General features: G+C 69.9%; 13 protein-coding genes. All 13 read left to right on the plus strand.

The window, feature by feature from the left end:
- Positions 1-3,371: fibronectin type III domain-containing protein (locus ACWDR7_RS12530; protein ID WP_449855230.1), on the plus strand; the 3,371-nt coding region annotated here is incomplete at its 5' end.
- 413 nt (positions 3,372-3,784) lie between these two features.
- The gene (locus tag ACWDR7_RS12535; protein WP_449855231.1) at positions 3,785-4,459 is read left to right on the plus strand and encodes an isochorismatase family protein; all 675 of its coding nucleotides are present in this window, start codon (positions 3,785-3,787) and stop codon (positions 4,457-4,459) included.
- On the plus strand, positions 4,456-5,223 hold the full coding sequence (locus tag ACWDR7_RS12540) for an ATP-binding cassette domain-containing protein (RefSeq protein ID WP_449855232.1): 768 nt from the start codon (positions 4,456-4,458) through the stop codon (positions 5,221-5,223). Before ACWDR7_RS12535 ends, ACWDR7_RS12540 begins: the two co-directional genes overlap by 4 nt.
- Positions 5,223-6,257 carry an ABC transporter permease gene (locus tag ACWDR7_RS12545; protein WP_449855233.1) on the plus strand — a complete coding sequence of 345 codons (1,035 nt, stop codon included), beginning with the start codon at positions 5,223-5,225 and terminating at the stop codon, positions 6,255-6,257. Before ACWDR7_RS12540 ends, ACWDR7_RS12545 begins: the two co-directional genes overlap by 1 nt.
- Positions 6,258-6,292: 35 nt before the next feature.
- Positions 6,293-7,294 carry an ABC transporter substrate-binding protein gene (locus ACWDR7_RS12550; RefSeq protein ID WP_449855234.1) on the plus strand — a complete coding sequence of 334 codons (1,002 nt, stop codon included), beginning with the start codon at positions 6,293-6,295 and terminating at the stop codon, positions 7,292-7,294.
- 36 nt (positions 7,295-7,330) lie between these two features.
- Positions 7,331-8,065 carry an SDR family NAD(P)-dependent oxidoreductase gene (locus ACWDR7_RS12555; RefSeq protein WP_449855235.1) on the plus strand — a complete coding sequence of 245 codons (735 nt, stop codon included), beginning with the start codon at positions 7,331-7,333 and terminating at the stop codon, positions 8,063-8,065.
- Positions 8,046-8,861, plus strand: a complete 816-nt coding sequence (locus ACWDR7_RS12560; RefSeq protein WP_449855236.1) for a FadR/GntR family transcriptional regulator — start codon at positions 8,046-8,048, stop codon at positions 8,859-8,861. Before ACWDR7_RS12555 ends, ACWDR7_RS12560 begins: the two co-directional genes overlap by 20 nt.
- Positions 8,858-9,253, plus strand: coding sequence for a RidA family protein (locus ACWDR7_RS12565; protein WP_449855237.1), 396 nt, complete (start codon positions 8,858-8,860; stop codon positions 9,251-9,253). Before ACWDR7_RS12560 ends, ACWDR7_RS12565 begins: the two co-directional genes overlap by 4 nt.
- A 68-nt stretch (positions 9,254-9,321) precedes the next feature.
- Complete coding sequence (locus tag ACWDR7_RS12570) at positions 9,322-10,650, plus strand: amidohydrolase family protein (RefSeq protein WP_449855238.1); 1,329 nt, start codon at positions 9,322-9,324, stop codon at positions 10,648-10,650.
- On the plus strand, positions 10,647-11,606 hold the full coding sequence (locus ACWDR7_RS12575; protein ID WP_449855239.1) for an NAD-dependent epimerase/dehydratase family protein: 960 nt from the start codon (positions 10,647-10,649) through the stop codon (positions 11,604-11,606). The genes ACWDR7_RS12570 and ACWDR7_RS12575 overlap by 4 nt, the downstream gene beginning before the upstream one ends.
- Positions 11,599-12,228: a bifunctional 4-hydroxy-2-oxoglutarate aldolase/2-dehydro-3-deoxy-phosphogluconate aldolase gene (locus tag ACWDR7_RS12580; protein WP_449855240.1), complete on the plus strand. Its 630-nt coding sequence runs from the start codon at positions 11,599-11,601 to the stop codon at positions 12,226-12,228. The genes ACWDR7_RS12575 and ACWDR7_RS12580 overlap by 8 nt, the downstream gene beginning before the upstream one ends.
- A complete protein-coding gene (locus ACWDR7_RS12585) occupies positions 12,228-13,178 on the plus strand; it encodes a sugar kinase (RefSeq protein ID WP_449855241.1) in 951 nt (316 codons plus the stop codon). The genes ACWDR7_RS12580 and ACWDR7_RS12585 overlap by 1 nt, the downstream gene beginning before the upstream one ends.
- 331 nt (positions 13,179-13,509) lie before the next feature.
- Positions 13,510-13,657, plus strand: a 148-nt coding sequence (locus ACWDR7_RS12590; RefSeq protein WP_449855242.1) for a transposase, incomplete at its 3' end; no start/stop codon positions are given.

The raw sequence follows: 13,657 nt of genomic DNA on the forward strand, positions 1-13,657 counted from the left end.
CCGGAGCTTCGGTCACGCTGAAGTTCGCCCGCACCGGCGCCTGGCAGAACGTCTCCAGTCAGTGGTGGCAGGGCGCGTCACGCGAAGAGGACGCGACGCCCATCGTCATCGGGCCCGAGGGCTCGGCTCCGTTCGTCGCCGACGCGTGGCTCGCGCCGGGCGTGAGCGTGACGGGTCGGTTCATCGACGCGCTGACCGGTCAGCCGGTCGCCGGCGTGTCGTTCGACGGCGGCACCAGCGGCGCCGACGGGCGGTTCACCACGAACTTCGACGGTGCCGGTGACGTGGTCCTTGAGACCTACGCCTCGCCGCTGTACGTCGCCTCCCGCACCGCGGTCACCCTGCCCGCCGAGGGCTTGGCCGACGTCGAGGTCGCACTCCAGCGCGGATACACGATCTCGGGCACGGTCACCGCCGCCAACAACGGCGTGCCGCTGTCGAACGTGTCGGTGCGGGTCACCTCGGCCGCCGACCCCTGGGCCGACTCCTACTCGGTCTCGACCGGCGCAGACGGCAGGTCCACCGTGCCGGCGCGCGAGCCCGGGCGGTACAAGCTCGAGGTCGACAACTGGAACGGCCTCTACGTCTCGCAGTGGTACGATGCGGCGACCGGCTTCGACGACGCGACCGTCATCGACATCGTGGATGCGCCGGTGACCGGCATCGACCCCCGCCTCTCGCTCGGCGGAATCGTGACCGGCCGCATCGTCGGCGCCGACGGACAGCCGCTCTCGGGCGCGACGGTCGGCGTCGCCACGGCGCCGGAGTCCGGCGTGGCGCGGCTCTTCTCGGGCTTCTTCGCACTGTTCGCGGGCGGCCCGACCACGAGCCCCATCCTCGACATCGAGACGACGACGGATGCGAACGGGAACTTCCGGCTCCCGCCGCTCGAGCCCGGCGACTACACGCTCTACGTCTACACGCCCGAGCTCGGCACCACCTGGTATAACGGCAAGGCCACGCGCGCCGAAGCGGATGTCATCCACGTCGGACAGGGTCAGACCGTGCCGCTCGCGGGCGACCTCCAGCTGCCGGCTCTGTCGGAGGGGGAGATCCCGCGCACGCCCGAGCAGTCGCTGAGCGACGCGTTCGAGATCGTCGCGCACCCCGCGACGCAGAGTGTCGACGAGGGCTCCGACGTCACCCTGTCCGCGCTCGCCTCGGGCGACCCCGTGCCGAGCGTGCAGTGGCAGCGCCGTGACGCGGGCAGCAACACCTGGGTCGACATCGACGATGCGACCTCGACGCAGGTGGTGCTGACGGCATCCGTGTCCGACGACGGCGCCGCGTACCGCGCCGTGTTCACGCAGGGCGACGAGACGCTGCAGACGGATGCTGCGACCCTCACGGTCATCGCGGCGCCCACCGCACCGGTGGCGCCCGCCGCGCCGACGGCGTCGGACATCACCACACACGGCGCGACGCTGACGTGGTCCGCGCCGGCCGACGGTGGACGCCCCATCACAGGCTACGAGCTCGCGCTCTACGCCAAGGGCGGGACGACGCCGCTGCGGACGATCTCGCTCGGTGCCGTGACCACCACCACCCTCGGCCTGGACGCCGGCACCGCCTACGAGGTGACGGTCGAGGCGAAGAACGCGATCGGGGTGGGCGCTCCGTCGCCGCGCGCGACGCTCACCACGACCGCCTTCACGAAGCCGGATGCGCCGACGAACGTCGCCGCCACGGCCGACTCGGCGACCTCGTTCACGGTGACCTGGAACGCGGTGACACCCACCGACAGTGCACCGCTGACGGGCTACCGTGTCACGGTGACGAGCGGGGGCGCCGGCGTCGCCGACATCACGGTGCCGGCGGGAACCACGACCGCGACAGTGCCCGGGCTGCAGCCCGACACGGTCTACGCCGTGGGCGTCGCCTCCGTCAACGCGATCGGGCAGACGCTCGGAGCCGTGGTCGACGTGCGCACCAAGACGCTGCCGCCCGCGGCGACCGTCCCGGCTGCGCCCGCGGCACTGCGCCTCACCGACGCCGGGCCCACCAGCATCCAGGTGGCGTGGGATGCCCCCTCGTCCGACGGCAACTCCGCTCTCACGGGATACACCGTCACGGTGACCCACGGCGACGACGCGGCGATCATCGTCGCGGTGGACGCCGGCGTGCGGGCCGTCGCGGTGCCGAACCTGGCCCCGCAGACGACGTACACGGTGACGGTGACGGCCACCAACGGGGTCGGTGTCAGCCTGCCCTCCGCGGAACTGCAGGTCGCGACCACCGCCGTGCCGGTCTCGGCGCCCGGTGTTCCTCGTGAGGTCACCGCCGCGCCGACCTCGGCCACGGCCGTGCAGGTCTCGTGGCTGGCGCCGCTCGAAGACGGGGGTGCGGCCATCACTGGCTACGACGTCGCGGTCACGCGCGACGGTCAGCCCGTCACCGCGCAGGTGACCGTCAGCGGCACCTCGGCGGTCGTGTCCGGGCTGCTCCCGGACACCGAGTACGCCGTGACCGTGGCAGCGCGCAACAGCGCCGGCGCCGGCACGCCGTCGCCGGGCGTGCTCGTCTCGACCCCCGCGGTCGTGCCGCCGGCCACGGTGCCCACGGCTCCCGGTGCTCCCCGACTCGTCGCCGCGACGACCGACGCGATCTCGCTCACGTGGGATGCGCCGGTGTCGGACGGTGGGTCGCCGATCACGGGCTACCGCGTGATCGTCGTGGGCGGCACGCAGGAGGGGGTCGGGCTGCCCGTGTCGGGCACCTCGGTCACCGTGGAGCACCTCATCCCGGGCACGCCGTACCTCTTCACCGTGCAGGCGATCAACGCGATCGGTGCGTCGGCGGAGTCGGAGCCGAGCGCGATCATCTCGACGCTGGTGCCCGGCGGCGGTCCGGAGGAGCCGTCGACCGGTGGTGGCGACGGCGGTGGTTCGGGTGGTGGTGCCGGTGGTGCCGGTGGCGGTGGTGGTTCGGGTGGCGGTGGCAGTGGCGGTTCGGCCGCGTCGACGCCGCCTGCGGAGGGCGATCTCACGTCGGCCAACGCGGGCGATCTGACCCTGGGGTCGACGCGGGTCGCGGCCGGCGGCCGGCTCACGATCGCGGGACTCGAGCCCGGCGCGTCGTACGGCGTCTGGTTCTTCTCGACGCCCGTCTCTGCCGGCACCGTGACCGCCAACACGGCCGGAATCGTCACCGTCACGGTGCCGACCTCGCTCCCGGCGGGCGCGCACCGTGTCGTGATCACCGACCCGACCACCGGTGCCATCGTGGGCTGGGCGGCCGTCACGGTCACCGGGCTTCCCGCCACCGGCGCGGCCGTGCCGGTGGGGATGCTGGGCGCCGCGGCAGCGCTCCTCGGGCTCGGTTCCGTGCTGCTGTTCGCCGTGTATCGACGCGAGAGCGCGCGAACGCGCTGATCCGAGACGTGGTGGCCCGCCGGTTCGATGGAACCGGCGGGCCACTGTGGTTCGGCCGTGTGTCGGCGGGTGACGTCGGCGGCCGCGGGGGGTGACGTCGGCGGCCGCTGTGGGTCTCGGCGGCGGCGGTGTCGGCCGGTGACGTCTTCGGCCGCGCTGGGTCTCGGCGGCGGGCCGTTCAGAACACAGGACGCACGGCGGCACCGGCGGCGATACCCGCGCGTTTCCGCGGGTGCGGCCCGGCGCGGGACCGAATGTCATGAGTTCTCGACGGGAGCGCGGAGATGACAGACGTGCGTCATTTGATTTCCGGTGTGTGTCAGGAAGTGAAATATGTGTGTCATTCTTGACACACGGAATCTCCGCATGTGACCTTTGTCGAGCAGCCGCACCTGCGACGCGAAAGGATCCACATGAACTACTCCCACGCCCACAGCCTTCAGAACAGCGACCTCGGGGCCTTCTACGAGTCGGCCGGTTTCCGAGGCCGCGTCGGATGGGGCGAGCGGCCCGCCATCCTGGTCATCGATATGGCCGGCGCCTGGACCGACCCCGGCGAGCAGATCGGCACCGACCTCTCGCGCGTCGAGGACAGCATCGTCGACCTCCTCGCGGAGGGGCGCCGCGCCGGCATCCCGATCATCTTCACCACGATGTCGTGGGACCCGAGCCTCAGCGAGATCGGCGAAGTCGTCAAGCGCAAGACCCCCCACAGCGTCAAGATGCTCCACGGCAGCGACCGCGTCGCTCTCCGTCCCAGCATGGAGCGCCAGGATCACGAGCCGCTCGTCGTCAAGCCGCGCGCATCCGCGTTCTTCGGCACCTACGTCGACGCCATGCTGATCTCGGAGAAGGTCGACACCGTCATCGTCGTCGGCTGCAGCACGAGCGGATGCATCCGCGCCACGGCCGAGAGCGCCTTCAACCGCGGTTTTCACGTCATCGTGCCGGCTGAGGCCGTCGGAGACCGCTCGGAGTCCGCGCACGAGGCCAACCTGTTCGACATCGATGCCCGCTACGGCGACGTCGAGCCCGTCGCCGATGTCCTGGCTCACCTGCAGACGCTCCCGGAAGCGACCCGCGAATGAGCGCGCCGGCACTCCTCGAGGTTCGTGGCATCCGAAAGTCCTTCGGCCATGTCCGCGCCGTCCGCGAGGGCAATCTGACGGTCCACGCCGGCGAAGTGGTCGCCGTCGTGGGCGACAACGGCGCCGGCAAGAGCACCTTCATCTCCTGCGTCGCGGGTGCTCTGCACCCCGACGAGGGGACGATCACGCTGGCCGGTGAGCAGCTCGAACCCGGGTCGATCCGGGCGGCGATGGATGCGGGTATCGCCACCGTCTACCAGGACCTCGCCGTCGCGCCCGACCTCTCGGTGGCGGAGAACATCTTCCTGTCGACCGAACCCCGGCGCCGCGGACTCCTGGGGCGCCTGGGCTTCATCGACAACCGAGCCATGCGTCGCAACGCCACCACACTGATGGCGGACCTGGGAATCTCCACCCTCGGCGACGTCGCCGCCACCGCGGGGTCGCTTTCCGGTGGCCAGCGCCAGGTCGTCGCTGTCGCCCGCGCTGTCGCCCGCGCCGGAAAGCTCGTCATCCTCGACGAGCCGACAGCGGCGCTGGGGGCGAAGCAGTCGCAGATCGTGCTCGACACCATCGAGGCCACGCGTCGCCGGGGTCTCGGCGTCATCCTCATCTCCCATGACCTACCGCGCGTGCTCGAGATCGCCGATCGCATCGTCGTGATGCGATTCGGCCGGGCCGTCGCCGACGTGCGACCGGAGGGCATGACCGTCAGTTCCATCGTGGCGCTGATGCTCGGCGAGAACGAACGAAAGGAAGCCTGATGTCGCTTCGTGAAGCCGCTCCGGACACCACGGACACACCGAGCATCGGCGGGCCCGCGAGAACCATCCGCGCGCTCGTCACGTCGACGCCGTTCTACGTCGCCGTCGCGGTGATCCTGCTCGCCGTGATCTTCGCCCTCATGACGGGAGGCAACTTCCTCAGCATCACCAATCTGCAGTCCATCGGCCGCAACAGCGCGGGCCTCATCCTGCTGGCCGTCGGCCTCACCTTCGTTCTGGGCGCGGGGCACATCGACCTGAGCGTCGGTGCGACCCTCGTGCTCAGTTCGGTGGTCGCCGCCAAGACGACCGCGGCGCTCTCCGTCTCAGGCGACATCGGCGTCGCCATCGCCCTCGGAGCTCTCGCCGCTCTTGTCACGGGAGCCGCCATCGGGCTGCTCAACGGACTGCTCGTCACCAAGCTCAAGATCAACTCGTTCGTGGTCACGCTGGGCACGATGGGCATCGGGATCGGCGCTGCCCAGGTCATCACGAATGGCGCGAACGTGACCGGTCTCCCCGCCGCTATCCAGACCGGGTTCGGCATGAGCACCTGGTTCGGCATCCCCCTACCGCTGCTGTTGGCGATCGCGGTCGGAGCTGTGTGCGCTCTCATCCTGTGGCAGACGGTCTTCGGGCGTCATGCGCTCGCCGTGGGTTCCGCGCAGAACGGGGCACGCCGAGCGGGCGTGCGCGTTCAGACGACCACTGTGGGGGTCTTCGTGCTGGCAGGTACGCTCTCGGGGCTCGCCGGGTTCCTGGACATCTCCCGGTTCGGCACGACGGCGATCTCGGGCCACGAGACCACGATGCTGCAAGCGTTGTCGGCCGTGATCATCGGCGGCACGAGCCTGTTCGGAGGTCGGGCGTCGGTTCTCGGCGCCGTCATCGCCACCTTCATCACGACGGTGCTCACCTCGGGATTCGTGATGATCGGCGTCTCCAGCTTCTACCAGCGGATCGCCGTCGGCGTCGTGCTCATCATCGCCGTGTGGGTAGACCGCATCCGGCGTCCCGCATCGCAGCGCGAATAGTCCTGCACCACCCACCTTCCACCAAGGAGAACACCGTGTCACGCAATCGATATGCCGTCCTGCCCGTGGCCGCCGTCGCGGCGACGCTTGCCCTCGTCGGGTGCTCGGGTCAGTCCAATGCGGGAGCCAGCGGCTCCAGCGGCGAGTCCCTCGACATCTCGCTTCTCACGACCTACAACGGCCTGCCGTTCTACACCGCCATGCAGTGCGGCGCTGAGGATGCCGCGGCCGAGCTGGGCGATGTCACAGTTACCGCCGAAGGCCCGTCGCGCGGCATGAACGCCGCAGATCAGATCCCCGTGCTCGAGGGCGTCGTGAATCGCGGTCCCGACGGGATCATCTTCGTCCCCGCGGACCCGATCGCGATGCAGGCGCCGATCCAGGCCGCGATCGGCGCGGGCATCCCGGTCGTCACCACCGACGCGTCGCTCGACGAGCCGATCGCGCTGGCGCAGTTCCGCGGCGACAACTCGGACGGCGGATCGCTCGCCGCCGAGGAGATGGCTCGACTCACCGACGGCAAGGAGGGCGCGATCCTCGTGCTCGACTCGCGTCCCGGTCTCCCGATCACGAACGACCGCGCCGACGGGTTCATCCAGGCGCTCGGTGAGGCGGCGCCGTCGCTCGACATCCTGGAGACGCAATACTTCGAGGACGACCCGACCAAGGCGGCCACCATCGTCCAGAGCTCGCTTGAAGCCCACCCGGACATCGTCGGCATCTTCACCACGGCAGAACCCGGCGCCCTGGGTACCGTCTCCGGCCTGCAGGGCGCTGCGGCGGACGATGTCTCCGTCATCGCCTACGACGCCGGCCCGACGCTCGTCGAGGCGCTGCGCGCCGGAACGCTCGACGCGCTGGTCGCACAGGGGTCGTACCAGATGGGGTACGAAGGCCTCAAGACGCTGGTCGCCAAGATTCGGAACGGCGAAGAACCGGCGGAGTTCGACACGGTCATCGACAACGTTCTCGTCACCCCGGAGAACATCGACGACGCAGACGTGGCGAAGGTGCTCTACCCCGACACCTGCGGCTGAGCACGCAGCGCCTGAGCAAGAAGGAAAGGACAGGACGTGACTGATCTCACCGGCAAGACCATCCTCGTGACAGGAGCTGCCTCCGGCATCGGGCGGCAGACGGCAACACGGATCATCGACTGCGGAGGCCGGGTCGTCGCCGTCGACCTCTCCCCGGAGGTCGAGACCTTCGCGTCGGATCGAGTGCTGCCCGTCGTGGGATCGGTCGCGGAGCCCGACGACATGGCGAGGGCCGTGCGGGACGGCGAGACGCACTTCGGTGGGCTTCATGGGGTCGTCGCGGCAGCCGGCATCACGCGGTCGGGCACGGCCGATTCCATGACCCTGGAGGAGTGGAACTCGGTCATCGCCGTCAACCTCACCTCCGTCTTCCTCCTTGCTCAGGCGAGCTTCCCGGCGCTGCGGCGTTCGGGCGGCGGCGGGTTCGTCGCCATCGCGTCGCAGGTTGGGCTTGTCGGCTATCCCGAGAACGTCGCCTACTGCGCTGCGAAGGGCGGCGTGATCAACCTCATGCGAGCGATGGCTGTCGACGTGAGTCATGAGGGCATCCGTCCCGTCGCCGTCTGCCCGGGCCCGATCGACACTCCGATGCTTCGGAAGGGCTTCGAGCAGACCGGCGAAACCATGGATGTCGCGGTGGCGCGGGTGCCCGCCGGACGCATCGGCACGGCCGACGAGATCGCCGCGGTGGCCGCGTTTCTTCTGAGTGATGACGCCGGCTTCGTGACCGGCGCGACCTGGACGGTAGACGGTGGATACACAGCCCAGTGAGTCGGCCGACATCGACTTGTCGTCGCGCGAACTTCAACTTTTGCTGCTCATCGCCCGCTCGGCGACTCCGGTCGGGGCGCGGGAGCTCGGCCGTCGGTTGCGTGACCTTGGTCCCGTGAGCGAGTCGACCCTGAACCGCCTGATGCGGCGTCTCGACGAGTCGGGCTTGACGATCTCGCTCGACGGCCGCGGCCGCATCGCGTCAGAGCAGGGCAAAGAGTACGCGCAACGCGTCGCTCGGGAACGGATGTGGCGCAGCCAGCTGTCAGCGCTGGACATTCGCACGCTCGGCGACGTCCGCGACCTCTTGGAGGCGCGGCGCGGGCTCGAGCGGGAGGTCGCCCGCTCGGTCGCCCGCGACGTCGATCAGGCCGGGCTCGAACGGCTTCGTCGATCGATCGACCAGTACGGCAGGTCGATGAACACCGAGCGACGCCGGTTCATCACCGTCGACTTCCACAAGGAGCTGTCCGCTCTCACCACGAACCGGATGCTGCGTGCCGCCGCCATGGTGTTGTTCGACTCCCGCTTCGACATCCTCGAGCAGATCCTCGATGTGGTCACGGCCGGTCACGGCCGCATCAAGGAGGGCGTGCACGAGCACACGGCCATCGTCGATGCGCTGGCGCGCGGCGATGCCGACGCCGCCGAGGCGGCGATGACACACCACCTCGACCGACTCCTGACCGAGATCTCCGGAGACATGCCCTCCGCCACCGAGAACGCCGTCGAACTCCTCCTGCAGACGCAGGACTTCCAAGACCCCCACGAAGACTTCCGAAAGGACCCCTCATGACGATCCGTCAGATCTCCACCGCAGCTGCGGCCACCCCGTCCGCCTCGTACTCGCAGGCGATGGTCGCCGGGAACCTCGTAGCAACCGGGGGACAGGTGGGCAAGGACCCCGTGACCGGCGAGCTCGGCGCCGACTTCGCCACCGAGGTCCGGCTGGCCATCGGCAACCTCGTCGCCGTGCTCGACGCCGCAGGCACCGACATCCAACACGTCATCAAGACGAACTGCTTCCTGACCGATATCGCCGATTTCGCGCAGTTCGACGAGATCTATCAGGAGTTCTTCTCGGAACCGTTCCCGGCGCGCAGCACCGTCGGCATCGCGCTCGCGGGAGGACTGTCGTTCGAGATCGAAGCGTGGGCCGTGCTGCCGGCGGAGGCGGTGTCGTCTTGACGCGCAGGTTCGACCTCGTCATCCGCGGCGCATCGGCGGTCACGCCGGCCGATGTCGCGGGTGTCGATGTGGCGGTGAACGACGGTCGGATCGCGGCACTCCTCCCTCGGGGAGAGGGGCGCGCGGACACCGAGATCGACGCCACGGGGTTGGTGGTGACTCCCGGCGGCATCGACACACACACGCACATCCGCTGGCCGCATGACGGGGTGTTCACCGCAGACGATTTCGCACGAGCCACGCGCGCTGCGGCGCTCGGGGGAACGACCACCATCCTCGACTTCGTCCCGCCCGGGGAGGGTTCGCTCCTCGAGCGCTGTCACGACCGTCGAGACGAAGCAGCCGGCGAGGCGGTCATCGACTTCGGCTTCCACCCCATTCTGACGTCGGACGGGCCGTCGGTGCTGGCCGAGCTCGGCCAGGTCATCGCCGATGGCTTCGTCTCGTTCAAGATGTATACGACGTACGAGGACCGCAGGGTCGACGACGGCGCAGCGTGGTACCTCATGGAGGCCATCGCGTCGCACGGAGGGCTTCCCGGGTTCCACGCCGAGAATCACGAGCTCATCCAGCACACGCTGGAGCGGCAGGAACTGACCAAAGCGACGACGCTGCGGCACTTCCCCGCATCGCGACCCGCTCTCGCGGAGGCGGAGAGCATCTCGATGGTCGGTCTGTATGCCCAGCGGCTCGGCACACCGGTGTACATCTTCCATGTGTCCGGCAGCGATGCGCTCGATGCGGTGCGTCGTGCGAATGCCGGCGGCGCCCGGGTCTTCGCGGAGACATGCACGCACTACCTCCTGTTCGACGACAGCGTCTTCGACGCCGCCGACAGCTGGCGCTACGTCATCTCGCCGCCCCTGCGCACCGTCGCCGACCGGGACGACCTCTGGTCGGCCCTGCGCGACGGGACGGTGCAGACCGTCGGATCCGACCACTGCGCGTATCTCGTCGACGCCAAGCGCTCCGACATCGACGACCACCGGCACATCCCGGCCGGTGCACCGGGGATCGAGGCGCGCACGCCGATGCTCTTCTCCGAAAGCGTCCGCCGATTCGGGCTCGTGGAGTACGCGCAGCAGACGGCGACGCGGGCAGCGGCGATTCTGGGCCTCCCGAACAAGGGGTCGATCGAACCCGGCAAGGACGCGGACCTGGTCATCTGGGATGCTGCGGCCACATGGTCCGGCCGCGATGCCGTGCAGGCGAGCCCGGAATCGTTCAGCCTGTACGACGGGCAGACGGGGCTCGGACGGCCGCGGGACGTGTTCGTGCGAGGAAGGCGGATCGTCGAGGACGGCGCGTTCGTGGGACCGAAGGGCCATGGCCGCTTCCTACGTCGGCCGGCGAGAAGCCGCGTCGGCGAGCCTGCCCGTCCCGTTCCTACGCCGTGAGCCGCCGCATGCGCGTGATGGTGACGGGGGGAACGGGCACCGTCGGCGAGCCGATCGTCGGCACGCTGCGCGCGAGCGGACACGACGTGCTGGTTTACGCGGCGTCGAGCACCTCGACGACCACGCACCCCGGGGTGCACATCGAGCTCGGCGACGTCCTCGATGCCGAGCGCCTGGCGCAGGTCGTCGCAGACTTCCGGCCGGACACGCTCGTGCACGCGGCCGCAGTCACGCCGGACGCCGACGCGGAGCGGTCGGCGCTGGACGACATCCTCGATGTGAACGTGGTCGGCGCCCTGCGGACCCTCGCCGCCTTCGCGGACGGTGGCGGCGCGAGATTCATCCAGATCAGCTCCATCGCCGCATACGGTGACGCGGTCGAGCGACAGCCCATCCTGCGGGAGCAGGTCGACGACGGGCGGCCGCGGAACCTGTACGAGTTGTCGAAGGCCACCGCCGAGGCCGCGGTCCTGCGCGCGGGCGAGCTGCGCGGCATCGACGTGACCTGCGTGCGCCTCGGCGATGTCTTCGGGCCGGGCGAGAAGCGGACACCGTTCCGGTCGACGCTCAGCGCTCCCTTTCAGCTCACCGCTCTCGCAGCGTCGGGGATGCCCGCGCGCCTGCCCGCGCCCGGGCGCAAGGAATGGATTCATACGCGCGACGTCGCCGCGGGTGTGCGGCTCATCGTCGACAGCCCGCGGCCGCTCCCGCCGGTGATGAACCTCGGCTCGGGATTCGCCTGGTCGCGGATGGAGTGGTGCGACCTGCTCCGTTCCCGGTGGCCGGACTTCGGCTATGAGCTCGATCCCGACCAGCCCAATGTGGCGGTGTCGTCGGACAATCCGCCGATGCGGCTGGACAGGATGGCCGCCCTCGGCTTCCGCGCGGAATGGGACCGCACGCGTTCGTTCCACGACTACGTGGCCTGGTGGGAGGAGACCATGACCGATGACTGATCACACGCTGCCGTCGAAAGCTGCGGCACCGCTGCTACCCGTGATCACCCTGGACGATCCGGACGTCGGTGTCACGCTCGGCCATATCCTCGTCGACAGCGGGATCACGCACGTCGAGGTTGCGCTGCGCACGCCGACCAGCATGCAGGTGCTGGAGGCGATGGCGGTCGTGAGCGGCCTGACCGTAGGGGCGGGGACGGTGCTCACCGAGTCGCAGATGCGCGAGTGCCACTCGGCCGGTGCCGCGTTCGCGGTCTCGCCGGGGCTCGACCCGACTCTCGTGCAGACCGCTCGGGACATCGGCCTGAGCTACATTCCCGGTGTGGCGACGGCGTCCGAGCTCCAGCATGCGCGACGGTTGGGACAGTCGCACGTGAAGTTCTTCCCCGCGGCGATGTCGGGCGGGCCGGCAGCGATCAAGGCCTTGAGCGCCCCGTTCCCGGACATGATGTTCCTCCCGAGTGGCGGCATCCGCGCGGGCGACGTGAACGAGTACCTGGCCGTCCCCGCTGTGTTCGCCGTGTCGGGAGCGTGGATGATCCCCGGCGACGCACTGCGCTCGCAGAACTGGCAGGCGGTTCGCGCGTCGGTGCGGGCCGCGACCACGGCGGTGTCCGGCTGATGCGCGTGATCACGGTCGGTGAGGCCGTCGGCGTCCTCTCCGCAGTCGAGATCGGACCGTTCGAGTTCGCGAGCGCCCTCGAGGTCGGCACCGGCGGTGCAGAGGCCAATGTGGCAGTGGGCCTGGCGCGGCTCGGAGCCGACGCGACGTGGTGCGGCGTGGTCGGGAACGACCCGATCGGGCGTCGCGTCGTCCGCGAGCTACGGGCGGAGGGAGTCGCCGTGCGCCACCGCGTCGATCCGACACGGCCCACGGGCCTACTGATCAAGGAACGCCCGGAACGCGGGCATGCCAATGTCACCTACTACCGCAGCGGTAGCGCCGGCAGCACACTGAACGCTGAAGATGTCGACGACGATGATCTCGCTGCCGCAGACCTGCTGCACGTCTCGGGTATCACCCTCGCCATTTCGCGTTCCGCGCGCGACGCCGTCGTGGACATCGTGGCCCGCGCACGGCGACGTGGCGTCACGGTGTCGTTCGATGTCAACCACCGCCACCGGTTGTGGTCTGCGGGTGAGGCGGCACCCGTCTACCGCGAGATCATCCGCGAGGCCGACATCGTCTTCGCTGGACTCGATGAGGCGCACATCGTGCTGGAAGATCCGCACGTGAGCGACGTCGCCGCGCTCGCTGGACTGCGCGCTCTCGGCCCGCGCCAGGTGGTCATCAAGCTGGGCGCCGGAGGCGCGGTCGCCGGAGGCGGCGGCGACATCCACCGAGCTGCGGCGTTCCCCGTCGACGTCGTCGACACGGTCGGCGCCGGCGACGCGTTCGTCGCCGGATTTCTCTTCGAGACGCTGCGGTCGCCGGGAGATGTGCCACGGGCGTTGCAGACCGCATGCATCACAGGGGCCGCGGCATGCCGATCCCGCGGCGACTGGGAGAGCGCAGCCCGCGCAGACGAGATCGCGGGGATGGTCGCGGGCGGCGACCCGGTCCGGCGGTGACCCCAGGAACCGGGTCGCCGTCGCTCGCGACCCGAGGAACCGGGTCGCCGTCGCTCGCGACCCGCGAGCAGCCGTCGGCATCGTTCGGGGCGCTTCGGCCGAGGCGTTTCGGCGGGTGGCGTCTTCGGCCGAGGCGTTTCGGCGGGTGGCGTCTTCGGCCGCGGCGGGTGGCGGCGGTCCGCCGCGGTGGGTCTCGGCGGCGGGCCGTTCAGAACTCAGGACGCACCGCGGCACCGGCGGCGACACCCGCGGGTTTCCGGGGGTGTGGCCCGGGTGCGGGACTAGGGCGTGTCTCCCATATGCATCGTGAGGTTCGCGGCAGTCCGGTGGGGTGAGGTCGACGGGTTCTCGATATCGGGTGTTCACGGATGCGCAGTGGAAGCGGATCGCTCCGCTGTTGCCGTCCAATGCCGGGCGGCGTGGTCACCCGTTCGGTGACGACCGGCGGGTTGTGGAGGGCATCGCGTACCGGTTCCGCA

It is taken from the genome of Microbacterium sp. NPDC003461 (assembly GCF_053588335.1).

Bases quoted from the DNA above. Each gene is read 5' to 3' on its own strand.
- ACWDR7_RS12535 (WP_449855231.1), top strand. From the start codon at position 3,785: ATGAACTACTCCCACGCCCACAGCCTTCAGAACAGCGACCTCGGGGCC.
- ACWDR7_RS12540 (WP_449855232.1), top strand. From the start codon at position 4,456: ATGAGCGCGCCGGCACTCCTCGAGGTTCGTGGCATCCGAAAGTCCTTC.
- ACWDR7_RS12545 (WP_449855233.1), top strand. From the start codon at position 5,223: ATGTCGCTTCGTGAAGCCGCTCCGGACACCACGGACACACCGAGCATC.
- ACWDR7_RS12565 (WP_449855237.1), top strand. From the start codon at position 8,858: ATGACGATCCGTCAGATCTCCACCGCAGCTGCGGCCACCCCGTCCGCC.
- ACWDR7_RS12580 (WP_449855240.1), top strand. From the start codon at position 11,599: ATGACTGATCACACGCTGCCGTCGAAAGCTGCGGCACCGCTGCTACCC.
- ACWDR7_RS12585 (WP_449855241.1), top strand. From the start codon at position 12,228: ATGCGCGTGATCACGGTCGGTGAGGCCGTCGGCGTCCTCTCCGCAGTC.